Origin of the sequence: Paenibacillus cineris (genome assembly GCF_018333335.1) — a bacterium.
In the GTDB taxonomy this organism is placed as follows: domain Bacteria; phylum Bacillota; class Bacilli; order Paenibacillales; family Paenibacillaceae; genus Paenibacillus_AQ; species Paenibacillus_AQ favisporus.
In genome coordinates, this window is the sequence record NZ_BORU01000001.1 from 1,971,702 (window position 1) to 1,994,625 (window position 22,924).

A 22,924-nucleotide genomic window follows, 5' to 3' on the forward strand; every position below is an offset into this window, starting at 1 on the left:
GAGAACGTACATTCGGATGGAGGGGACCTAATGAGAAGCTTTCTGGTGTTATTAGGGAATAAACAAACCGGGAGTCTCCGCGAGGATTTATTAGAGCAGCATGTTCAGCATCTTGAGGCGATGAGCCGGTTAGGCTGTCTGCGGTTATGCGGACCTTTTACAGACGGGGACGGTGCGGTGATGGTCTTCAGCGGACGCAGCGCCGAAGAGGTTGAGGACTGGGTCATGCAGGATCCTTTTATTAAGGAGCGTTACTATGCCTCCTACGACATTAAGGAGTTTACGGAAGCGAATGAGTCAAAGCGCTGGCTGATGGGCGAGCCAGAGGCATGACAAGTAAGCTGGAGAGCGTGCGGGCAAACCGTGTTTCTATCCGCGTAGGACGGTAGAATTCACGGTTTTTTCGTGTTGCGGGGAATTTGACGTGCCTAAACAACGTCCCCAGGGTATGTGGAGCAGAAGCTGATTCTGACCTTTGGGATCGCCCGGAGTTGCCAATATTCTTATCAGAGGACCGAGGCAAATACCGGTGCAAAAACGGGGCATATCCGGTATACTGCTTGTTATGAAGGAGGATGGAACCGATGGGCTACACAGACGAGGTGTCGAAGGAACTGTACAGTTACCTTCCCCCTCTCACCAAGAAAGACGATTTCGACGAGTTTTGGGAGACGACCATCAGGCAGGCCAAGGAGGTCCCGCTGGACCCGGAGCGTACGCTGATCGAATATCCGGCGCGGCACGTGAAGGTATACGACGTTTCGTATTGCGGAATGGATGAGACGAGAATTTACGGCTGGCTGATCGTTCCCGCTTTTGAGAACAAAGAGAAATATCCCTGCCTGATTCATTACCATGGTTTTACCGGCAGCAGGGGCAAGCCTTCCGAGCTGATGCACTGGGTGATGATGGGGATCGCCGTATTGTCGGTAGACTGCCGTGACCAAGGCGGGCGGACCGGCAACAGCGCTTCATACTCGCACGGATATGTGGCGAACGTGGCCAGCAAAGGCGTACATAACAAATGGGAATATTATTACCGGTATGCATACATGGATGCGCTGAAGGCGATCGATTTTGCCTGCGCTCAAGCGGATATCGACGCTTCAAAAATCGTGATCGAGGGCGGCAGCCAAGGCGGTGCGCTCGGGACGGCGGTATCTGCCTTGGACGACCGTCCTGTGCTGGCGATGGTTGACGTGCCGAGCAACAGCAATCTCGTCTGCCGGATCGAAGGTAACCACGGGGCTTTCGCAGCGGTAGCCGAGTACTTAAACCGCCACCCGGAGCAGACGGATCTTGTAATGGACAACCTGAGCTATTTTGACACGATGAATATGGCCGACCGTATCGCGTGCCGGGTACTGGCCAGCGTTGGACTCAAGGACGAAACCTGTCCGCCCCAGATGTATTTCGCGACTTATAACCGGATTCAAAGCGACAAGGACATCGTCATCTATCCGTTCAACGGACATGAAGGCGGCGGGGCAGGCCAGACCGAGATTAAGCTGCGGTATTTGCGGGAGCATTACCCGGAGTGGTTCACGGAATAGCATAATTTCGCATTGACCAGGAACATATGTTCCGGTATGATGATTTCAAGACAGCATGCGGAATGAACACAGAGCCAATGAATTCCATTCTGGAAGGGGAAAGCAAAAATGAGCAGCGGTACCGCATTATTGGTCATTGACGTGCAGGAAGGCATGTTCGTACCGGAATATCCCGTTTTCGACGGCGAAGCTTTGTTGGACAAGATCCGGGGTCTTGTCACGGACGCGCGCTCAAGCGGTGTACCTGTCGTGTACATTCAGCATAACGAAGAACCGGGCGAGCAGCTGGAGCCGAACAGCTTTGCATGGCAGATCCAGTCCCGGATCGCACCTGCCGAAGGGGAGATCGTCGTACAGAAATTTACGCCCGACGGGTTTCACGAGACGGACCTGCAGGAGAAGCTGAATTCGCTTGGCGTGCAGAGGCTGATCGTGTCCGGAATTCAAACCGACTTGTGCGTTGAAGCTACCAGCAAGCGCGCTGGACAGCTGGGCTACGAGGTGGTGGTCGTTGAAGACGCCCACACGACGTATGACCAAGGCGGCAGGACCGCCCGGGAGATTATCGAGGAATACAACGGGATGTTCCGTGATTTTGCGAAGGTTCAGCCAGCGGCAGCCATTGCGTTCTAAGGAAGTCCGGATCCCGGCTGGAATGAAACAGTCAGCACTTATAAAGTTTAGGGTATGGTTGGGAAGGAGCCCACGTTGATGACAACGAGGCTCTTTTTTCTGTTGCGGCGCATGAATAATGGGGAAGGGAAGCCAACAGCTTTCCTGATCGGCTGCCGTGGATGACGGTTTTTATAGTTAAAATCTATTATATCTATACGATTTATATATTAGAACTATAAAAATCCTTTGTGTAAGCTTAATCAGAACCCAATCATCCGGTTAAAAGGAGGCGGCAGCAAATGAATAATGAGCCGATGACCCGGCGTACCGAATTATCCGGCAAACTGACGGATGTTCTTCAGGCCAGAACGCTGGCATTATCGCATCCCATCCTGCAAGGAATGTTAACGAAGGGCATGTCGGTCCTTGATGTTGGATGCGGCACGGGAGCCATTACCCGCGGCATCGCGGAAGCCGTAGGTCCGGAAGGCAGCGTAGTCGGGGTGGATCAAAACCCCCTTTTGATTAAGCAAGCAAGGCAGACGCATGGAAAGGTTGCCGGGCTATCGTTTACGGAAGGCGATATCTATTCGCTTGAGGAAGCTATGGAGGGTTGTTCTGGGTTTGATATCGTCACCTGCTCACGGCTCATGGTCTGGCTCCCCGATCCGTTAACGGCGCTCAAGGCTATGGTAAAGGCGATAAAGCCTGGCGGGAAGATCGTCATTGCCGACTATAACCACGAAAAAATCGCCTGGTCGCCGCAGCCGCCTGCCAGCATGCTCGCGTTCTATTCCGCGTATCTGAACTGGCGTGAGGATGCCGGCCTGAACAACCGGATTGCGGACGATCTCCCGGACTTATTGCAGCAGGCAGGACTTGCACAGGTCAAGGCCACGCCCTGCCATGAAGAGGTGCGGCGGGATGATCCCGATTATGCGCAGCGGTCTGGCCTGTGGGCGGATACCGCTTCCAGCCGGGGGCCGCAGATGGAACGCGATGGATTCATAACACGCGGGGAAAATGAAAGGGCGGAGCGGGAGTACCGCCAATGGGTTCATTCCGAGGCGGAATCTATAACGATGTACATGCTTACCGTGGTTGGCATCAAGCCTTAGGATCCGATACGGCTATGCCTGCGGCATAGAAAGGACCCCGGAACGTAAGCAGAGACAGAATACGTGCCATCTCTGCCGGCGTTTCCTGTCTTCCGCTCATCAGCCACTGCTGGATAATGCCGAGATGGGCAGAAGACACATATGACAGGAAGTATTCGGCAGGGACCTGCAGGTTCTCTTTGCGGATCAGCGGCGATAAATTTTTCTCCAGCAGATTTTTCCGGAACATCGCTTTCAGCTGCGATTGGAAAGATACGTCTCCCTTTGGCCCTAATATGGCTTTGAGAAAAGCCGCATGCTCCTCGATATATTCGAACACGGTAACGATCAGGGAGACCGAGATGCCGGTTTCCCGGTACGTTTCCAGATCCTCTGACGTCGCCTTCGTAATGATCGCGATGATCCCCTCAATCACTTCGGCTTCGCTCTGCTCGAGCAGGTCGAATTTGTCACGGTAATGCAAATAAAACGTTCCCCGGTTAATATTCGCCCGAGTCGTAATATCCTTTACAGATACGGCTTCAAAGCCCTTCTCCTCAATCAGCTCCGTTAGCGCATCGCGGATGACCAGCCGCGTCCGCACGATCCGCCGGTCTGTGTTTCCGTCCATGTGATCACTCCTTGAATCCGAGGTAGACACTTTAAAAGAATGTGTCGAGTAATGCGCACATTCCGGATTATTGTTTATTGAACCGTGTATGCGCTCTTATTATAATGAGTTTGCCCGAGATAATCAACGCGATGTTCATTATCTTGAACAAACTATAAAGGCATAGGAGTGATGAGTGAAATGACTTTGATGAAGCAAAAGCTGGTGTGGGTGCTGCCGCTGATCGTAGCCGCCGTTATATTTGTGTTTAGTTTGGCGATGATTCCGACCATAAATCCGACCCCGGTCCGCCTGCCGATCGCATTGGTCAGCGAGGATCAAGGCGTGACGCTGCCGAACGGAACCGCGACAAATATGGGAGAAACGCTGACCGGTATGATTAAACAGCAGACTTCATCCACGGCTTCAGCAGATGGACCGGCGATTGAATGGGTTCATGTAAACACGGAAAAGGAAGCGATGTCCGGTTTGGATGAACAGAAATATTATGCCGCGCTGGTGGTTCCGGCCGATTTCAGCCAGAATCAAGCGACGCTGCTCACGGATAAACCGGTGCAGCCTCAGCTGCGCATTTACGTGAACCAAGGCATGAGCGCTTCGGCTTCCACCATGGCCGGTCAGGTGCTCAACCAAATCGTCGACACGATGAATGCGAAGATCCGCGCTGACCTGCTGGCTGCAGCCGGTAAGCAGAGCGGCAAGGTTACGGTGCAGCAGGCATCCGTGCTGGCGGCGCCTATTGCGAAGGACGTAAAAAATGTCCATGAGACAGGCACCCATACGGCGAACGGCAACGCGCCGGTGTCGTTATTCCAGCCGATCTGGATGGGCAGCATCTTGGGCGGGGTTATATTCTATCTCGTCATCAGCAAACTGAACTTCGCCTACCGCCGATCTCTGCTCGCTGCCCGAGTAGTCCAGACCGTCGCGGGAGCTGTTCTGGCACTTATTGCCGGGTTCGGCCTGACCTGGTTTGCCGGGAGCTGGGGACTCCATATTCCGGACGGAACGGCTACTGCGATATTTTTGTCACTATGCTACTTTGCCTTTTTCCTGATGATCTCCGCCGTACTGTCCTGGGCAGGGCTCAAGTCGATGGTGCTGTTTGTCCTGCTGCTCTTCTTCGGGGCTCCTCTGCTGAGCCTTCCAGCCGAGATGATGGGATCGTTCTACCGCGACTACGTGTTCCCTTGGCTGCCGATGCGGTTTATGGTGGAAGGGCTGCGTGAAATGTTCTTCTTCGGCCGGGGCCTGGATTGGAATCATTCGACTGCCGTGTTAACCGGCATTGCCGCGGTTAGTCTGGTTGTTCTGCTTGGCTCGGCTCTGAAGGTTCGGCAAAACCGGCAAACAGCAAGAGGTACCGTCGAGACACAGACCGTGGAGGCGTAATGAAGGCGGCCCATGCCAAAATCTCGCTCATCCTGCTAAATAGTTTTGCGCTGAAGAAGTACCGTAAATTATAATGAGGCGTAGAGAACTGCTAACCGTTTGAAGAACGGCGGCGAACAGGTGCAGGAGGAAAACGCATTGAAGCTCGAACGCATCATATCGATGATTTACATGCTGCTGAATCACGAAATTATTACCGCGTCGGCGCTGGCCGAGAAGTACAACGTTTCGCAGCGGACCATATACCGGGATATCGATGTCATCTGCGCGGCTGGCATTCCAGTGGTGTCTTACCAAGGGGTCAAGGGCGGTTTCGGTATCATCAAGGATTATAAAATGGAAAAAAGCCTGCTCGGTTCGTATGACGTCGGGTCGCTCGTGACGCTGCTCTCCAGCATGTCGACCGTGTTCGAGGACGAAAAGGCGGCCGAAACGATTCAAAAGTTGAAGACCATCCAGCACGAAAAGGATTCGCCGGTGTTGTCGATGAATCTAGCGAGCCGGCAGCTGTATAATGACTCTCTGCGGCTGCTGCGGGCGGCGATCACGGAATGCTGTGTCGTGCGCTTCAAATATATCAACGCCAGAAACGAGAAGACCGAGCGCGTCGTAGAACCGGTGCGGCTGATTTACGAGTACGACGTCTGGTACCTGTTCGCCTACTGCCGGGACCGCCAGGATTACCGGAAATTCCGGCTGTCCCGGATGGCCGACCTGCAGGCGATGGGCGAGCATTTTACGAAGCACAAGCATGCGGCTCCCGAGGAAGTGACGTTTAAGCATCTGCACAACCAAGGAAACCCGGTGCATGCGGTAATTCATTTTTCCGCCGACTGCCTGGCGAGAGCGATGGACTATTTCTATGGAGCGGAGAAAACGTATCTCGACGACGGCTCGTTCCTGCTTAGCATTACCCTGGAGCATATGGAGCGAACGCAGTGGCTTATCCCGATGCTGCTCAGCTTCGGCGACGGGGCCGAGGTGAAGGAGCCCCCTGAGCTTCGGGAGGCTGTCCACGCCAAATTAAAAAAAATGATTCAGAAATACTCAGAAGTATGACATACAGTTGTCATACTTTTTTGTTTACACTCAGAATCGGTTACAGAGAAATCAGAAATTTAAAGGAGTGTTTGAGAACGTGAAACCTGCACAAAAAAGCAGTCTTCCGGTCGTCATCGCCGGCCTGCTGCTGGGCATCCTGATGGCCTCGATGGATAACACCATCGTTGCCACGGCCATGGGAAATATCGTGGGTGAGCTCGGCGGCATGGATAAGTTTGTATGGGTCACCTCGGCCTACATGGTGGCGGAAATGGCCGGGATGCCGATCTTCGGAAAGCTGTCGGATATGTACGGCCGCAAAAAGTTTTTTGTCTTCGGGATTATTCTGTTCATGCTGGGGTCTGCGCTGTGCGGCACGGCGACCACGATCACGGAACTGGCCTTATACCGGGCGGTTCAGGGTATTGGCGGCGGAGCGCTGGTCCCGATCGCGTTTACGATCATGTTCGATGCGGTCCCGCTGGAGAAGCGCGGCAGTCTCGGCGGTTTGTTCGGCGCCGTGTTCGGCATGTCCAGCATTTTCGGACCGCTTCTCGGGGCGTACATAACGGATCATATCGCCTGGGAGTGGATTTTCTACATCAACCTGCCGCTGGGCGTCATCGCCTTCATCATGGTGGCGTTTTTCTACAAGGAGTCGCATGAGCATTCCAAGCAGCCGATCGACTGGTTCGGCGCCTTTACGCTGCTGGGAGCGGTGATCTGCCTCATGTTCGCCCTGGAGCTGGGCGGCAAGGAAATCGCCTGGGATTCCTGGGAGATCTTCTCCTTGTTCGGAGGATTTGCGGTGCTGCTGATCGCCTTCCTGTATGCCGAGACCAAAGCGAAAGAGCCGGTTATTTCGTTCGGATTGTTTAAAAACCGGCTGTACGCTACCAGCGTCCTGGTCGGCCTGTTCAGCGGCGCGGCATTTATTGCGGCTTCGGTGTATATCCCGATTTTTATCCAGGGTGTGCTGGGCGGTTCGGCCACCAATTCGGGGCTGGTGCTGCTGCCGATGATGGTCGGCTCGGTCGTCACGGCGACGCTGGGCGGCAGTCTGATGAACAAAATGCCGTACCGGAACATTTTGATTCCGACGCTGCTGTTATTCCTGGTCGGCACGGCGTTGGTCGCCACCTTATCGGTGAACTCGACCCGGCTGATCGTGACGATCTATATGATTCTGATCGGGCTTGGAATCGGCGCGTCGTTTTCGGTGCTCGGAAACGCAGCCATTCATGGTTTGGACTACCGCCAAAGGGGAACGGCGAGCTCGACGCTGAACTTCCTGCGCTCGCTCGGCATGACCATCGGGATCACGACCTTCGGATTGATTCAGAGCCATTCGTTTACACATGAAATGACGAAAGGGTTCGGCTCTGCGGGGGCTGGCGCAGCAAACGCGGGAGGAGCAGCGGCAATGCCGGCGGGGATCGATATCAAGGACCCGCATGCGCTGCTGGCTCCGGAGACACGCTCGCTCATTCCGCCTGAAGTGCTGCATAACATTTCCGAGATGCTCGCTTCTTCAATCGTCCAGACGTTCGCATGGGCCTGCGTGCCTGCGATTCTGGCCCTGCTTGCGGCACTGTTTATGGGCAGTAAGAAGCTGGATCATACGGCGGAGGTTGCTCCCGCAGGCGGCGAAGGGAAGGAATACTCTCCGGTTCACTAAGTAAAAAATTGAGCTAAGATCACCACGGCTGCAATCTGGAGGCATCATGGATGCCCTGGACTGCAGCCTTATTTTTTGGGAGTGCAGCATGGTTAGGTGTTTGCCAGTCCCCAATTGACGCAGCTGCAGTACCTCCATACAATGAAGCTAGGATATTACCAGGGAAGGGAACAGAAGAGCATGTTTAAAATCAGCGCTTTTGCCAAAATGAGCGGGATATCGATCAAAACGCTGCGTTATTACGATGAGCTGGGGATTCTGAAACCGTCCGCTGTGGACGAGAGCTCCGGCTATCGGTATTATTCCGCCGATCATTTGCTGACGGTGGAACGCATTCGAGCTTTTAAAGAGCTTGGGCTGACACTGGAGCAGATCGCTCCGCTGCTTCAGGAGGAGGGAACGCCCGGTACGGCTGCGGATACGCTCGCTATGAAGCGGGCTGATCTGGAGACCGCCATCGAGGAAGCACAGCGTCAGCTGGAAGAAATCGACCGGAGAATGCAGCGGCTGGAACAAGTCGGGGCGGCTGCGGTGGATGGATCCGAAGCCGTAACGCTCCGCGAGCTGCAGCCGCAATGGGCCGCCTCGGTCAGGGATACGATCCCGCGGCAGGACCTCTGCCTGCTGGTTAATGAGGTCAGGGACTATGTCATGGCTAACGGCTGCGGAACAGCGGACGGACCGTTGATTCTTCTCTGGCATGACGCGGGCGGGAACGGCGAAAGGGAAGTCATTGACATCGAAGTGGCATTTCCTCTTGAGGAACCGACGCCAGAGCGCGGTCGCGTCCGCATTGTAGAGCTGCCCGGCTATGAAACCGCCGCATCTCTGATTCATGACTGCAACCCCTATGCCGCCCACTGTCCTGCAGCAGCGCATGTCATGGAATGGGCCGCTTCGCAGGGATATGAACCGTTACCCGGTGAGCCGGTCCGTGAAGTCTATATTGCCGCCGAACGAGACATGTACGGAAAATTCCGCAGGTCCGAAGTCTTCCTCCCGCTGCGCGGTACTCTTTAGCACTTGATTCTTTATTTTTAGACAAAGGCTCACTCCAGGTGTTGACTCTCCCCTTAAGGGGAGGGTGTACAGTGGGTTTACAAACCACAGAAGAGAAGAAGGAGTGAGCAGGGATGAAAAGATTAGAAGGAAAAACAGCTCTCGTGACCGGAGGCAGCCGGGGAATAGGAAGGGGCATTGCACTGCGTCTTGCCTCTGAAGGTGCGCTTGTTGCGGTCCACTACGGCAGCCGCAGGGATGCAGCGGACGAGGTCGTACAGATGATTGAGGAACAGGGAGGCCGGGCGTTTGCCATCGGTGCCGATCTTCAGGACATCCAAGGTGTCCATCGTCTGCTTGAATCACTGGATGCCGAACTGACCCGGCGGACAGGCAGCCGCCATTATGACATTCTGGTGAACAATGCCGGTATCGGAACATCGAAAACGATGGAAGAAACAACGGAGGCAGACTTTGACGAGGTGTTTGCCGTGAATGTGAAAGCGCCGTTCTTTCTCGTGCAGCAGTCGATGGATCGGCTGCGGGACGGAGGACGGATTATCAATATTTCTTCAGGTGTGACCCGAATCGCATTTCCGCATATCATGTCCTACAACATGACCAAGGGGGCGGTGAACACCTTTACGCTGCACCTTGCGAAGCTGCTGGGTCCGCGCAGCATTACCGTCAACGCCGTGCTCCCCGGCATTATCGACACCGATGTGAACGCCTCTTGGCTGAACACGCCGGAAGCCCGTCAGGGAGCGGCGGAAATGTCCGCTCTTGGACGAATCGGAGAGGCCGCGGACGTCGCGGATGCCGTCGCTTTCCTGGCTTCACCGGACGGCCGCTGGGTGACGGGGCAAATGCTCGATGCGACCGGAGGTTCGCATTTATAAGTGACCCGCGGTCATCGTTTTCCGTTCGGACCATGGTTGCCACAAACAACCCAGAACATCAAAAAAACAAGCGGCTCGATTTTAGCCGCTTGTTTCTTTTTCCGAACGGATGCCATCTATCTTGTTCACCAAATATTCATACTTGAAGCGCAAAAGTTCAGCTGCGTTGGTCATGTCCTTTTCAGACTTCAAATGAATAGATACCCAACCCGAATGAGGGAACATATGATGCGGGTTGGCAAGACCGGTGGCTACCACGTCATCCCGTTTCGATTTGGGCAAGAGCAGATCAACCAGATGGTCCCCATGTATATGACCTATTTCTTTTCCCCCATAAAGAAACTCAATTCCGCCGAATCGGTGGGGGCTAACCGTTACACCTGTCCATGACAGCAATTCATCCGATAGGACTTCCCTTCGAGAAATGGTCATCTGATCAAGTTCTCCTCTCCACAAGCAGATTTGGTCCAAGCTCTATTTCAGCCTTTTCAACCAAGAGGCAAGGGCCTCCCCAACCATATCAGGGGCATCTTCCATCGGGTAATGAAGCCCTGGCACCGTCACTTCGGTCTGCTCGGGCCAACTGCGGCAAAAATCCAATTGGGATGGCGAAGTCCTTCCCGGTTCGGCATGGATGAATAATTTGGGGACGGGGCTGTGTGCCAGCCAGTGGCCATAAGCCGCGACAATTTCATTCACCTCCGTCGTTGACCCGTCGTCAAAAGGAAGCTGCCTGGCCCAGGAGAGCATCGGACGACGACCTTCCCCTGGTTCGACAAAGGGGCGGTGATACTCCTCCTGCTCTTCCTTCGTTAACTGACGGATGACATTAACGGGGAGATTGACATTCAGGAATGAGTTTTGTTCCAGTATCATCTGTTCACCTTCTTCAGACCGCAGCGCTTGAAATATTTTACGTCCTTGTTCCGGCATTTCGCTCCAGCTGCTGGGTTTGATAATCGCTTCCATATACACGATACCGTTCACAGCGCCAGGATGCCGCCGCGCCCAATCAAATCCCAAAGCAGAGCCCCAGTCGTGTACGACGAAGGTGATCTTCTCATAAATCCCAAGTTTGTTAAGAAGCTCGTCGAGGTATTCCCGGTGCTGAGCGAAGGTGTAGGCGTTCGGACCGCTAACCGGCAGTTTATCGGAATCTCCCATCCCGACTAAATCGGGGGCAATGCAGCGCCCGGCGTTTTGTGCGTAAGGAATAATGTTGCGCCATAGATAAGAGGAGGAAGGGTTACCATGCAGGAAAACGATCGGATCACCACTGCCGACCTCTACATAAGCCATCTCTAAATCATAAACCCGTTGACGCTTTTTTTCATAAGGAAATGCTCCGCTAACCATACGTATCTCACCCTTCTGCTCACACCGCTGCTGTTGGGCAACGAGTGTGCGTTTTGATTTTTATTTAGTTGACTTGTAAACTTGATCTACGAAAATGATAACGCAATTAAGTTGAGTAGTCAACTAAAAATCGCCTACATTTTTCTTTGCCTCCCATTCATTTATCCAGCCCAAAGAAAAAAAGCAATCCATCCACGAAATTCCTGTGGATGGATTGCTTTGATTTTATATGCGTATCACCGCAATTACAGCAGCCAAGCGCCCAGCAGGCCGCTGATTAGTCCGGTCACGATGACCCCGCCGAACACGAACAGCAGCACTTTCCGCGGGAACGACTTGGCCACGATCAGCATGGACGGCAGGCTGACTGCCGGGAGCGTCACGAGGAGCGCGGCGGCTGGGCCCGAACCGACGCCCAGGGACAGAAAGGACTGGATGATCGGAATTTCGGCAGCCGTCGGAATGACAAACAGCGTGCCGACGATGGCGAACAGGATAATAGCAGCGATCCCGCCGCCTACCCATACCGGGAACAGGGTGGACTGGAAAGCACCCAGCAGCAGGACGGCAATCAGGTATGCCGGAACAACGCTCAGAATCATCAAGCCGAGGCTCTTGGCCCAGCGGAACAGGAAAGGTCCGCGGTCCGTTTCCTTGACGACCGTTGCTTCCTCCAGCGGTTCCGGCACTTCGGAGGAACCGGCAAAGCGGTTCGCGAAGTAGCTCACGCCGAACGTCAGGGCCAGTCCCAGAACAATGCGCAGCAATGTGAATTTCCAGGACAGCACGAAAGCCATGAAGATAAGCGTTGCCGGATTCAGCAGCGGGTTGCCGAGCCAGAAAGCGAGCGCCGCCCCGACGGACACGTTGCGCTTGCGCAGGCCGCTCGCAATCGGGGCGGCACAGCAGGTGCACATCATGCCGGGCAGGGAGGCGACCCCGCCGATCAGGGTGCTCTTAAACGTCGTTTTGCCAAGCAGCTTATACAGCCACTGGACAGGCAGCAGCACCTGGACCAGCGAACCAAGCAGAATGCCGAGAACGGCCGCTTTCCAAACCGACTTGAAGTACGTCTCCGCATAGGAAACCGCCGAGTGCCAGGAAGGCGCCGATCCGCCCGCTCCAAGAATGGACGATCCGATGCTGTGCTCGGCTGCGGCTTTAAATGCTTTTTGATAGTACGGCCACCATTTGACATAAGACAAGCCGATGGCGGCGATAAGAATAAACAGAACCACGAGCCAAATCGTTTTTCTGTGATTCTGACGATGAATATTTGGACTAGCGGGTGACATGGCGATCTATCCTCCAAGCGTATTTAAAATGTGAGATGAAGCCATTCCTGCATATCAACCTAAGTTGCAAGCAATCCATTATATCATAAAACAGGACAAAACGGGGTAAAGGTCCACAGGTTTGGCCGGACGGAGGACATTTATCATCCCGAAGGGGAACCGAAGAAGGATGTGGACTGTTTTTGCTGAATTATTGTTCAGAGGAAAAAGCGAGAATTTTATCGAAAAAAGTAAGTTTTTTGAGTATGCTGATGGCATGCTTATCGGCGACATTGGACTAACGGGGGTAGAGCATGAAGCTGCAATCTGCGGGAAAAGCATCACGGTGGTACGTGTATCAGAAAATCGTCATCGTTTTTATTTTATTTTTGCTTCCACTCATTTCGATGAATATCTGGCTTAACTATAAGGGGATGTCCATCACCAAGGATGCGATTTTGAACTCATCTTTGGCAGGTGCGTCCTTCTACAGCAAACAGCTCGATAAAGAAATGTACTTTATCCGAAACCTGCAGCTTCAGCTGTTAAATGACAAAGATCTGCAGAAGCTCAGCTTCCGGGGAAGCATGCTGGAAAATTATGAAGAGGTGGAGCTGATCGATCAGGTCCGGGACCGGCTTGCGACACTGACCGTTTCCAGCGAATATGTCGTGAATGCGGGCGTGTACGTCGAAGCCATCGGCAAAACGATTTCCACGGACTCGGGTGTGACCAATACGCCCAATGAGGAACTGAAGCTGATCTCGTCGCTCATGGCCGTTACGCCCAAACCATCGTTCTATAGGAGCGGAAGCCGGATTTTTTTCATCGAAACGGAAAATAACGGCGCGGTCTGGTCTTATATCGAGATTTCCAGACCCAAGCTGCTGGAGGCTTTGAGGGAAATCGCCAATTTGTATCCGCAGTCCGAAGTGCTGCTCGGGGATAAAGAGGCGGGAACCGTTCTGACGACAGCGCAGGAGCAGGGGGAGTCCGCTGCGGTTTTGGGGCTTTTTGATGATGAAAGCCTGCATAATTCGAGTATGCCTGGGATGCGGAAGATGCACGGCGTGAACTATTTTATTACACCCAATGACGTCAGTTCGCTGCATTTATCGCTTATCATGTATGTGAATCAAAATGAGATCACGCGCCCGTTGAGCCAATTTATTACATGGTTCTACACCCTGTTCATCATCGCGATCATCGTGATGATCCTGTACTCTTTTTCCGTCAATCTAATGATCCACAGGCCCTTATCCAAGCTGGTCAAGGCGTTTCATATGATCGAGACTGACAATCTGAACATTATGATCGAATCCAAAACGAAGGATGAGTTCCATTACGTCTTCAACAGCTTTAACAATATGGCACGCAAGCTCAAAAATTCGATCGAGGATAACTATGAGCAAAAAATAGCGCTGCAGCGCTCCCAGCTGAAGCAGCTTCAGTCCCAGATCAATCCGCATTTTCTGTACAACAGCTTTTTTAATATTTACATGATGTGCAAAGTAGGCGATTCGGACAGCGCTGCTGAGCTCTCCCAGCGTCTCGGCAGCTATTACCAGTACATTACGAGAAGCGGTGCGGACGAGGTGCCCTTCGATAAAGAGTACCGTCACGCGCTTGATTATTGCGATATTCAGTGCATCCGTTTTTCCAATCGGGTACATTTCGAATACGAGGAGCAGACGGAAGTCCCCGCTACCATCACGGTGCCGCGGCTGATCATTCAGCCGATCGTGGAAAATGTGTTTGAGCACGCCTTTGAAGACGGCATGATGGAGGGAAAGGTCTACATCCGGACGGAATACCGGGAAGGGAAACTGTGCGTGACGGTCGAAGATAACGGGAATTTGGCTACCGATGCCATGATCGAACAGTTGAACACCAAGCTCGCCAGGGATTCAAAATCGATCGAGAACACGGGTTTGATCAACGTCAATAATCGCCTCAAGCTCAAGTACGGGCCGGAGAGCGGCTTAACGGCGTCAAGAAGCATGCATGGCGGCTTAAAAATCAACCTGACCATTATACCAGAGACATAAAAGGAGGCAGCATTATGTACCGATTGTTGATCGTGGATGACGAGCCGGTTATCGTAAACGGGCTGATTCAGCTTTTTCAGGAAAATACCGAATTCGAACTCGATGTATGTAAAGCCTATTCAGCCGCTCAGGCGCTGAGCATCGCCAAGAAGATGAAGCTCGACATTTTGGTCAGCGATATCCGGATGCCCCAAAAAACCGGACTGCAGCTGGTCGACGAAATTGCTTATTATTGGCCGCACTGCAGAATCATTTTTCTGACCGGTTACAGCGAATTCGATTACGTGCAGGCTGCGCTGCGGAAGAGTGCGGACAATTACATATTAAAAACAGAGGGTATCGACCCGATTTTTCGGGCCGTTGGGGAAGCCTGCCATAAGCTTGACGAGGAGAACAGCCGCAGAATCCGGGAAGAAAAGGCCAGCATGCATTTTCAAATCGCGGCTCCCGTCTTGAAAAATGAACGCATCAGAAGGATGCTGAAGGGGGAACCTGCAGCTTCGCTTCTGGCCGATCCCCGGTACGAGGAGCTGGATTTCCGGCTGAACGCGGAAGAACCGGCATTTGTAGTCATCGGCAGGATCGACAACCCGGAGGATTTGAAACCGCAGGAAGCGCTGGAATCCGTGCAAAGAGCGTTTCATAATAACCTGCCTGACTCGATCACCTGTGAGTCCTCCATATCGGATGAACATATCGTTGTGTGGCTGCTTCAGCCGCAGGCGGAACTGCTCGGCCGTTTCCTTCACCCTGATCCGGAGGCACCGGCTTGGAAAGGATTCATGGCGTATATGAAGGGGATCCTGGAACTGGTGCAAAATGAATGCGAAGGCCTGCTGGGCGCATCCGTGTCATTCGGCGTTTCCGGCGATTTGAGCAAGGGCTGGGAGACGATCCGCGACCAATACAGCGCGCTGCTCGGTGCACTGGAGTCCCGGGTCTCGTTCGGCCACAAGATGATCGTGATTGATATTGAGCAGGCCCATCAAGAATTTTCGCCGGAATCCGGGCAAATGAAGCAGGAAGACATGAAATCCTGGGTGATCAACCAGATTCAGAGCTTCATCCAGCACCATCTGTCCGGTGATGTGTCCCTGACCGCGATTGCGGAGCATGTCCATTTCAATCCGTCTTACTTGTCGCGCTACTACAAACAGATGACCGGACAAAATTTGCAGGATTACATCCAGTCGAAAAAACTGGAATGCGCGCTGCATCTGATGCAGCACACCAATCTGAAGTTAATCGAAATCGCCGCCCGGGTCGGCTTCGATTCGCATTCCTATTTCACGACCTTTTTCAAGAAAAAGATGGGGGTTTCTCCCCAGGAATACCGGAACTCCAAATAAGTAAAAAAAGTGAAAGCAAAGTAAAAAACTCAAAATTGATAGCGCTTTCCTTCGGAATCTATAATGATGACGTGAAGCGATAACAAGATGACAGCATACAAAGGGGGAAGGCCATCAATATGAAATTACACAAGCCATGGAAATTGCTTTTGCTCGCCACGATTTCTCTTTCGTTATTCACGGCATGCTCGAGCCAGGGGAACGATTCGTCGGCAAACTCCGCCTCAGAACCGGCATCCAAGGAAGAAACCAAGAGCACAGACGCACCGCCCGAGCCGCTTGGCAAATACCCTGAAACGGTAACCGTAACGGAGGTGCTCGGTTATAACCCGCCAGAGGACCCGCGGACACCGAAAGGCATTACGCCTGACCAAAATGCTTACCTCAAAGATCTGAAAGACATGTTAAACATCGAGGTCAAGTACAAGTGGACCGTTCCATCCAGCCAATTCGAGCAAAAATTCTCGCTCGCGATGGCTTCGGCCGACCTGCCGGACATTATGGAGCTGGACCAGAAAAACTTCGAAAAGCTGAAGAAGCAGGGCATGCTTGCTGATTTGACCGCAGCTTACAACGATTACGCTTCGCCGGAATTGAAGAAATACATGGAGTCCGACGGCGGCTTTGCGATGAAGACGTTTTCCGAAGACGGTAAGCTGCTCGGTATCCCTGCATTCGAGGACCCGTTCCTGTCGACGCAGCTGCTATGGCTTCGTAAAGACTGGCTCGACAACCTGAAACTGCAGCCGCCTGCGACGATGGATGACCTGGATAAGGTCGCGAAGGCATTTGTTGAGAACGACCCGGACCAAAACGGACAAAACGATACGTACGGCGTATCGCTGCAAAAAAATCTGTTCTTCTGGGCTTATGATCTGCGAGGCTTCTTTAACGGCTTCGGGGCGTATCCGTCGATTGGCGACAATCAATCCGCCTGGATCAAGGACAGCAGCGGCAAGCTGATTCCCGGCTTGATTCAACCGGAAGTGAAGAATGCGCTTGGCAAGCTGCAATCCTGGTACAAAGACGGCATTTTGGACAAAGAGTTCGCTTTGAAGGACGAAAACAAGGCTGTCGAAGACATTACGGCAGGCAAAGTCGGCATCGTGTACGGGGAATGGTGGTATCCGAACTATCCGCTGAACCTGAACGTGGACAAGGACCCGAAGGCAGAGTGGATCGCCATTCAAATTCCGGGTCTGGACGGTCCGGGCAAATCGCTGGTACCTAAAATCCGGAGCGGAAAAGTGTATGCCGTCAACAAGAAAATGAAAAATCCGGAAGCTGCCATCAAAATGATCAACTTCTACATCGAAAAAGGCAAAAAGAAATACATGGAACAAAACAAAGCGGAAAACGGATATGTCTATAACTGGTTTAATCCGCGGATCTATAACCCGGCCCAGATCGATACGATCTACACGGAAGTCAACAAGGCACTCGATGCGAAGCAGACCGAAATTACGCTGGATGACGAGAACTACAAAAATGTGGCCGATGTGTTCAAAGCAGCTCAGGATTACCTTGCAGGCAACACGGCTAATGCTTCCAAAGGCGTAAACTGGGGCCAATACTTCAGCCGCGCGGCGAAAGACGGCGGTTGGGGGATGACACGGAAGATCAAGGAAAGCGGAGCTTTCGTGAACAACGAGTTCTTCGGATTGCCGACGGAAACGCAGGTCGAAAAAGGCGCCCAGCTCGATAAGCTGATGCAGGAAGCGTTTACGAAGATCATTTTGGGCGGATCCCTGGACGATTTCGACAAGTTCGTTCAGAGCTGGAAATCCCTTGGCGGCGATCAAATTACCAAAGAGGTTAACGACTGGTACAGTCAGCAGGCTGCGAAATAATTCGATTCGCGATTGCCGCTAGCAATCCTGAAATAAAGTGAAACGGGAGGAGGAGCCTGCTTTAGTCCTGGCGATTCCTCCTGTTTACGATTGAACGGGGAGGTCCATCTGTGAGAACGCTGAAAAAGGAATATATCCTTCATCTCATGCTGCTGCCCGGCGTTATCGTGACGCTGATTTATGCCTACGGCCCCATGGCCGGTCTCGTCATGGCTTTCCAGCAGTTTGAGCCGCTGTCCGGCTTTTTTCATTCGAAGTTCGTTGGTTTTGACAATTTCAAATATGTATTTGCCATGCCTGATTTCAAGCAGGTGCTGTGGAATACGATCGTGATCGCGGTTATTAAAATGGTGTTGTTCCTGTTAGTTCCGCTCATTCTGGCATTGCTGCTGAATGAAGTCACCAAGCGGTGGTTTTCCCGCTTTATCCAATCGGCCGTATTTCTGCCCTTTTTTCTATCATGGACCGTTCTAGGCGGTGTCATTATCGAGCTGTTTTCCCTGAGTGGACCCGTAAACGGACTGTTGACGGGAATGGGGCTGAAGCCGATCATGTTCATGCTGGATAACGAGTGGTTCCGCGGCATCGTGATCGGGTCCGACGTCTGGAAAGGGATGGGCTATAACATGATCGTTATGCTCGCCGCCATCACAGGAATCAATGCCACGCTGTACGAAGCGGCCGAGGTTGACGGTGCGGGAAGATGGAAGCAGATGATTCACATTACGCTGCCGGGCATGGCACCGATATTGATATTACTCGGAGTGCTCAGCCTTGGCGGGATTTTGAATGCCGGATTTGAGCAAATCCTGATCATGTATAACCCGACCGTGTATGAGGGAGCGGATATCATCGATACGTTCGTATACCGGCTTGGTATGTTCAGTCAGCAATTCGGACCTGCCGCCGCCGTCGGACTGTTTAAATCCGCGATATCTTTGGTTTTGGTGTCGCTAACCTATTACGCGGCTTACAAATACAACAATTATCGCATTTTTTAAGCTGGAGGCAGAGAGATGCACAAACCAACTTTGAGCAGAAAAATGTTCGTCATTTTCAATTCGGCGCTGCTGACGGCGATTACGCTTCTTGGCATTATTCCGTTTATCCACCTTCTGTCCGTGTCCCTCAGTTCGAATACGGCGGCAATGGCCGGCGAGGTCAAACTGTGGCCGGTCGGCTTCAACTTTGACGCATACCGGTACCTGGGGCAAAAGGTAGAGTTTTTCCGTTCGTTTGGGGTTTCGATTGAGCGGGTAGCGCTCGGCACGGCGGTCAACATGTTCCTGTGCTTTATTTCGGCTTATCCGCTATCCAAGTCGGTCGACCAGTTTAAGTATCGGACGGTCTATGTCTGGTTCTTTGCGATTACGATGTTTTTCGGCGGAGGTCTTATTCCCACGTATATCATCGTGAAAAATACAGGTTTGATCGATTCCATCTGGGCGCTGATTTTGCCGGGCGCGCTGAACGTATGGAACATGGTGCTGATGCTGAATTTCTTCCGCACCATTCCGCGGGAGCTGGACGAGGCGGCCACGATCGACGGTGCGGGACACTGGAGAATTTTATGGCGGATCTATTTGCCGGTCTCTTTACCTTCGATCGCGACCATCGGCCTGTTTACGATCGTTGGCCACTGGAATTCCTGGTTCGACGGCATCTTATACTTGAATTCACCGGAGAAATATCCGCTGCAAACCTATTTGTCCACGCTCATTATGTCGATCAATTCCCAAATGACGTCCGTCTCCATTGAACAAATCAAAGCGATGGAAAATTTGAGCGAGAAAACGCTGCAGACGGCGCAGATTTTTATGGGGGCGCTGCCGATCATGGTCGTATATCCGTTCCTGCAAAAATACTTCGTCAAAGGGATGACCGTCGGAAGCGTCAAGGAATAACGAAAGGGGAAAGAAGACGTGAAAAAAGTAAAAGTCGCCTTGATCGGAGCGGGCCTGCGCGGCATCAATTACCTGGAATATGCGCTGTCGCATCCGCATGAGCTTGAGGTAGTTGCCGTGGCGGAGCCGGTCAAGGAACGGAGGGAAAGCTTTCAGGCGAGGCACGGGCTGGAGGATTCGATGTGCTTTGAGCATTGGGACGATCTGTTCCAAGCTCCGAAGATGGCCGACGCCGTGCTGATCTGTACCCAGGATCAACAGCATTTCGAGCCGACCATGCAGGCGCTGCAGGCAGGCTATCACGTGCTGCTGGAAAAACCGATGTCACCCGATCCCGGGGAATGCATCCGGATGGGGGAGATGGCTTCGCAAGCCGGACTTGTGTTTTCCATCTGTCATGTCCTCCGGTATACGCCGTTTTTCCAGACGCTGAAAAGCTTGCTGGCAGAAGGTGCGATCGGGCGGCTGATGTCGATCCAGCATAATGAGAATGTGGGGTACTGGCATCAAGCGCACAGCTTTGTCCGAGGGAATTGGCGCCGCAAGGAGGACTCCAGTCCGATGATTCTGGCCAAGTCCTGCCATGACCTGGATATTCTGCTGTGGCTTGCCGGTGCGGACTGCGTCAAAGTATCTTCCTTCGGCACGCTCAGCCATTTTACGGCATCCGAAGCGCCTGAAGGAGCTCCGCTCCGCTGCCTGGACGGCTGTCCGGTCGCGGATGAATGCCTCTATTATGCGCCCGATCAATATTTAACCGATAATACGAACTGGCCGACTTCGGCCATCAGTGACGACATGAGCTACGAAGCCCGTTACAAAGCGCTGCAGGAAGGGCCATACGGCAGATGCGTATATCACTGCGATAATGACGTCGTCGACCATCAGGTCGTGAATCTCGAGTTTGAGGGCGGTATCACGGCTGCGTTTACGATGAGCGCATTTACAAGAGACGTCAGCCGCACGATCAAGCTGATGGGCACGACCGGGGAAATCCGCGGAGCGATGGAGAAAAACGAAATCGAAATCATTCACTTCGGCAGCGGCAAAGTCGAACGGATTACGTTCGGGGACATGGGCGGCCATGTGGGCCATGGCGGCGGCGATATGAAGCTGATGAGCGATTTCCTCAAGCTGGTACGGGCGGACGCCAAGGCTCAAGGCCTTACATCTGCAGACCATTCCGTCCAGAGCCATCTGATGGCGTTCGCCGCTGAAGAGTCCAGAATTGCGGGCGAGATCATCCGTTTGAAGGAGTTCGAACAGCGTTACGCCGTCCGCGAGCCATCAGTTTAATACGATACCTTCAACCTAATCCACAGGAGGAACTTATGTCTACGTTTCGATATTCGGGATCTGCTTTTTATATGAATGATGAGCCGATTCAAATTTTGTCGGGAGCGATTCACTACTTCCGTGTCGTACCGGAGTATTGGGAGGACCGGCTCATCAAACTGAAAGCCTGCGGTTTGAACACCGTGGAAACGTATGTGCCGTGGAATTTGCATGAACCGCAGAAAGGGGAATTCCAGTTTGAGGGCATCGCTGATTTGGTGAAGTTTATCGAACTGGCTGGCAGCCTCGGACTTTATGTTATCGTTCGGCCATCACCGTATATCTGCGCGGAATGGGAATTCGGGGGGCTGCCTTCCTGGCTGCTGGCGGATTCGGATATGCGCCTGCGCTGTTACCATCAGCCGTTCCTCGACCATGTCGATGATTATTATGATGTGCTCCTTCCTAAGCTGAAGCCTCTGCTCTGTACCCAGGGAGGCCCGGTGATCGCGCTGCAAATCGAAAACGAATACGGGAGCTACGGCAACGACAAGCCGTACCTGAACTATTTGAAAAATGCGATGATCAGCCGGGGGATGGACGTGCTTCTGTTTACTTCGGATGGTCCGGAAGACGCCATGCTCCAGGGCGGGATGGTGGAAGACGTCCTGGCAACGGTCAATTTCGGCTCCCGTGCCCGGGAATCCTTCGAGAAGCTGCGGGAGTATCAGCCGGATGCGCCGGTCATGTGCATGGAATTCTGGGACGGCTGGTTTGACCACTGGCGTGAGGAGCATCATACCCGTCCCGCGGAAGACGCCGCTTTTGTTCTGGATGAAATGCTCAGCCTGGGAGCCTCCGTTAACTTTTATATGTTTCATGGGGGAACAAACTTCGGCTTCTGGAGCGGAGCCAACGGCCATACGGAAGACAGCTATGAGCCAACGGTCACCAGCTACGATTATGATGCGCTGTTAAACGAAAACGGTGAGCCGACGGACAAATATTTTGCCGTTCGTGACATCATCGCAAAGTATAAGCCGCTTGCAGCGGACGGGCTGCCGGACCCCATCGCCAAGAAAGCATACGGTAAAGTGGCAATGACGGAGCTTGCTCCCTTGGCCGGCAATCTGGACCGGATTTCGGCGGCGGTGCGCTCTCCCTATCCCGAACCGATGGAGAAGCTCGGCCAGAACTACGGTTTTATTCAGTACAGCACGTTGATCCCCGGCCCGAGGCCTAAGGAGGAGCTGTTCGTTCAGGACCTGCGCGACCGCGCTCTGGTCTATCTGAACGGGGAACTTGCCGGGACATTGGACCGCAGCGAGCCCGATACGAAAATCGAGTTCGCGGTTCCGCCGGGCGGCGTCCAGCTTACGCTGCTCGTGGAGAATATGGGCCGGATCAATTATGGCCCGTATATGAAAGACAGGAAGGGGATCACCGAGGGCGTGCGGCACGGAAGGCAGTTTTTATCGGACTGGACGACATACCCGCTGCCGTTAACCGACTTGTCCGGTCTCGAATTTCACGCGCTGCAGCCGCAGCAAGGCCCTGCCTTTTACCGTGGGGAGCTGCAGGTTCACGAACGGGCAGACACCTTTCTGAGCTTGAACGGCTGGACGAAGGGCGTCGTGTTTATCAATGGCTTCAACCTAGGTCGGTATTGGAACATCGGGCCGCAAAAAACGCTGTATGTGCCGGGACCGCTTTTGCGGGAGGGTGCCAACGAAATCGTCGTTTTCGAATTGTACGGTACGGAGCTGCCGGAAATTGATTTTGGTGAGCGGGCGGATTTAGGATAGCCGCTTTATGGATCTACCAGCTCCTTGTAACTCTAAGTTTGATCATTGATCAGGCTTAGAGTTTTTTTGCGTTGAGCCGGCCTTAGTGTTGAATCCAAAGTTTAAGAGATCCCCTGATGAGGTATCCACGACCGGATTCATGAGGTAAAGAAAGTGAA

At 53.0% G+C, this 22,924-nt stretch carries 21 protein-coding genes; 17 read left to right on the forward strand and 4 right to left on the reverse strand.

Going from position 1 to position 22,924, the window contains the following annotated elements:
* Window positions 1–30: 30 nt before the first annotated feature.
* From KI379_RS09455 to KI379_RS09470, 4 genes are all read left to right on the forward strand, one after another.
* Complete coding sequence (locus tag KI379_RS09455) at window positions 31–333, forward strand: YciI family protein (protein WP_212983397.1); 303 nt, start codon at window positions 31–33, stop codon at window positions 331–333.
* Window positions 334–584: 251 nt separating this feature from the next.
* Window positions 585–1,553: an acetylxylan esterase gene (locus tag KI379_RS09460; RefSeq protein WP_212983398.1), complete on the forward strand. Its 969-nt coding sequence runs from the start codon at window positions 585–587 to the stop codon at window positions 1,551–1,553.
* Between the two features lie 108 nt (window positions 1,554–1,661).
* Window positions 1,662–2,186 (forward strand): cysteine hydrolase family protein, encoded by a 525-nt coding sequence (locus KI379_RS09465; RefSeq protein WP_076167343.1) that lies wholly within the window; start codon window positions 1,662–1,664, stop codon window positions 2,184–2,186.
* 281 nt (window positions 2,187–2,467) lie between these two features.
* The gene (locus KI379_RS09470) at window positions 2,468–3,286 is read left to right on the forward strand and encodes a methyltransferase domain-containing protein (RefSeq protein ID WP_212983399.1); all 819 of its coding nucleotides are present in this window, start codon (window positions 2,468–2,470) and stop codon (window positions 3,284–3,286) included.
* On the opposite strand, the gene KI379_RS09475 is transcribed toward KI379_RS09470, so the two are convergent.
* Window positions 3,276–3,896, reverse strand: coding sequence for a TetR/AcrR family transcriptional regulator (locus KI379_RS09475; protein ID WP_212983400.1), 621 nt, complete (start codon window positions 3,894–3,896; stop codon window positions 3,276–3,278). The genes KI379_RS09470 and KI379_RS09475 overlap by 11 nt on opposite strands.
* A gap of 186 nt (window positions 3,897–4,082) precedes the next feature.
* Here KI379_RS09475 and KI379_RS09480 point away from each other — a divergent pair, with 186 nt between their 5' ends.
* From KI379_RS09480 to KI379_RS09500, 5 genes are all read left to right on the forward strand, one after another.
* A complete protein-coding gene (locus KI379_RS09480) occupies window positions 4,083–5,288 on the forward strand; it encodes a YhgE/Pip domain-containing protein (protein ID WP_212984666.1) in 1,206 nt (401 codons plus the stop codon).
* Between the two features lie 138 nt (window positions 5,289–5,426).
* Window positions 5,427–6,347: a helix-turn-helix transcriptional regulator gene (locus KI379_RS09485; RefSeq protein WP_212983401.1), complete on the forward strand. Its 921-nt coding sequence runs from the start codon at window positions 5,427–5,429 to the stop codon at window positions 6,345–6,347.
* Between the two features lie 142 nt (window positions 6,348–6,489).
* Window positions 6,490–8,007 (forward strand): MDR family MFS transporter, encoded by a 1,518-nt coding sequence (locus KI379_RS09490; protein WP_244879363.1) that lies wholly within the window; start codon window positions 6,490–6,492, stop codon window positions 8,005–8,007.
* Between the two features lie 180 nt (window positions 8,008–8,187).
* On the forward strand, window positions 8,188–9,027 hold the full coding sequence (locus tag KI379_RS09495) for a MerR family transcriptional regulator (protein ID WP_076169443.1): 840 nt from the start codon (window positions 8,188–8,190) through the stop codon (window positions 9,025–9,027).
* Window positions 9,028–9,140: 113 nt separating this feature from the next.
* Window positions 9,141–9,905 carry an SDR family oxidoreductase gene (locus KI379_RS09500; protein ID WP_212983403.1) on the forward strand — a complete coding sequence of 255 codons (765 nt, stop codon included), beginning with the start codon at window positions 9,141–9,143 and terminating at the stop codon, window positions 9,903–9,905.
* An 81-nt stretch (window positions 9,906–9,986) separates the two neighbouring features.
* Here KI379_RS09500 and KI379_RS09505 read toward each other — a convergent pair whose 3' ends face one another.
* The 3 genes from KI379_RS09505 to KI379_RS09515 all read right to left on the reverse strand — a co-directional run bounded on the left by KI379_RS09505 (window position 9,987) and on the right by KI379_RS09515 (window position 12,556).
* Window positions 9,987–10,337 (reverse strand): luciferase domain-containing protein, encoded by a 351-nt coding sequence (locus KI379_RS09505; RefSeq protein ID WP_373309547.1) that lies wholly within the window; start codon window positions 10,335–10,337, stop codon window positions 9,987–9,989.
* A 42-nt stretch (window positions 10,338–10,379) separates the two neighbouring features.
* Window positions 10,380–11,261: a haloalkane dehalogenase gene (locus KI379_RS09510; protein WP_212983404.1), complete on the reverse strand. Its 882-nt coding sequence runs from the start codon at window positions 11,259–11,261 to the stop codon at window positions 10,380–10,382.
* Between the two features lie 245 nt (window positions 11,262–11,506).
* A complete protein-coding gene (locus tag KI379_RS09515) occupies window positions 11,507–12,556 on the reverse strand; it encodes a permease (RefSeq protein ID WP_212983405.1) in 1,050 nt (349 codons plus the stop codon).
* 169 nt (window positions 12,557–12,725) lie between these two features.
* Between KI379_RS09515 and KI379_RS09520 the strand changes: the two genes are divergently transcribed.
* From KI379_RS09520 to KI379_RS09555, 8 genes are all read left to right on the forward strand, one after another.
* Window positions 12,726–12,959 (forward strand): hypothetical protein, encoded by a 234-nt coding sequence (locus tag KI379_RS09520; protein WP_179231835.1) that lies wholly within the window; start codon window positions 12,726–12,728, stop codon window positions 12,957–12,959.
* Window positions 12,850–14,583 carry a histidine kinase gene (locus KI379_RS09525; protein ID WP_212983406.1) on the forward strand — a complete coding sequence of 578 codons (1,734 nt, stop codon included), beginning with the start codon at window positions 12,850–12,852 and terminating at the stop codon, window positions 14,581–14,583. Before KI379_RS09520 ends, KI379_RS09525 begins: the two co-directional genes overlap by 110 nt.
* 14 nt (window positions 14,584–14,597) lie before the next feature.
* On the forward strand, window positions 14,598–15,932 hold the full coding sequence (locus KI379_RS09530) for a response regulator transcription factor (RefSeq protein ID WP_212983407.1): 1,335 nt from the start codon (window positions 14,598–14,600) through the stop codon (window positions 15,930–15,932).
* Between the two features lie 119 nt (window positions 15,933–16,051).
* The gene (locus tag KI379_RS09535; protein ID WP_212983408.1) at window positions 16,052–17,782 is read left to right on the forward strand and encodes an extracellular solute-binding protein; all 1,731 of its coding nucleotides are present in this window, start codon (window positions 16,052–16,054) and stop codon (window positions 17,780–17,782) included.
* Window positions 17,783–17,892: 110 nt separating this feature from the next.
* Window positions 17,893–18,783, forward strand: a complete 891-nt coding sequence (locus KI379_RS09540; protein ID WP_084203737.1) for an ABC transporter permease — start codon at window positions 17,893–17,895, stop codon at window positions 18,781–18,783.
* A gap of 15 nt (window positions 18,784–18,798) precedes the next feature.
* Window positions 18,799–19,686: a carbohydrate ABC transporter permease gene (locus tag KI379_RS09545; RefSeq protein WP_076167318.1), complete on the forward strand. Its 888-nt coding sequence runs from the start codon at window positions 18,799–18,801 to the stop codon at window positions 19,684–19,686.
* Window positions 19,687–19,704: 18 nt separating this feature from the next.
* Window positions 19,705–20,982 carry a Gfo/Idh/MocA family protein gene (locus KI379_RS09550; protein WP_163873205.1) on the forward strand — a complete coding sequence of 426 codons (1,278 nt, stop codon included), beginning with the start codon at window positions 19,705–19,707 and terminating at the stop codon, window positions 20,980–20,982.
* 35 nt (window positions 20,983–21,017) lie between these two features.
* Entirely contained in the window at window positions 21,018–22,766 is a 1,749-nt protein-coding gene (locus tag KI379_RS09555; RefSeq protein WP_212983409.1) for a glycoside hydrolase family 35 protein, read from the forward strand.
* The last annotated feature ends 158 nt before the right edge of the window (window positions 22,767–22,924 follow it).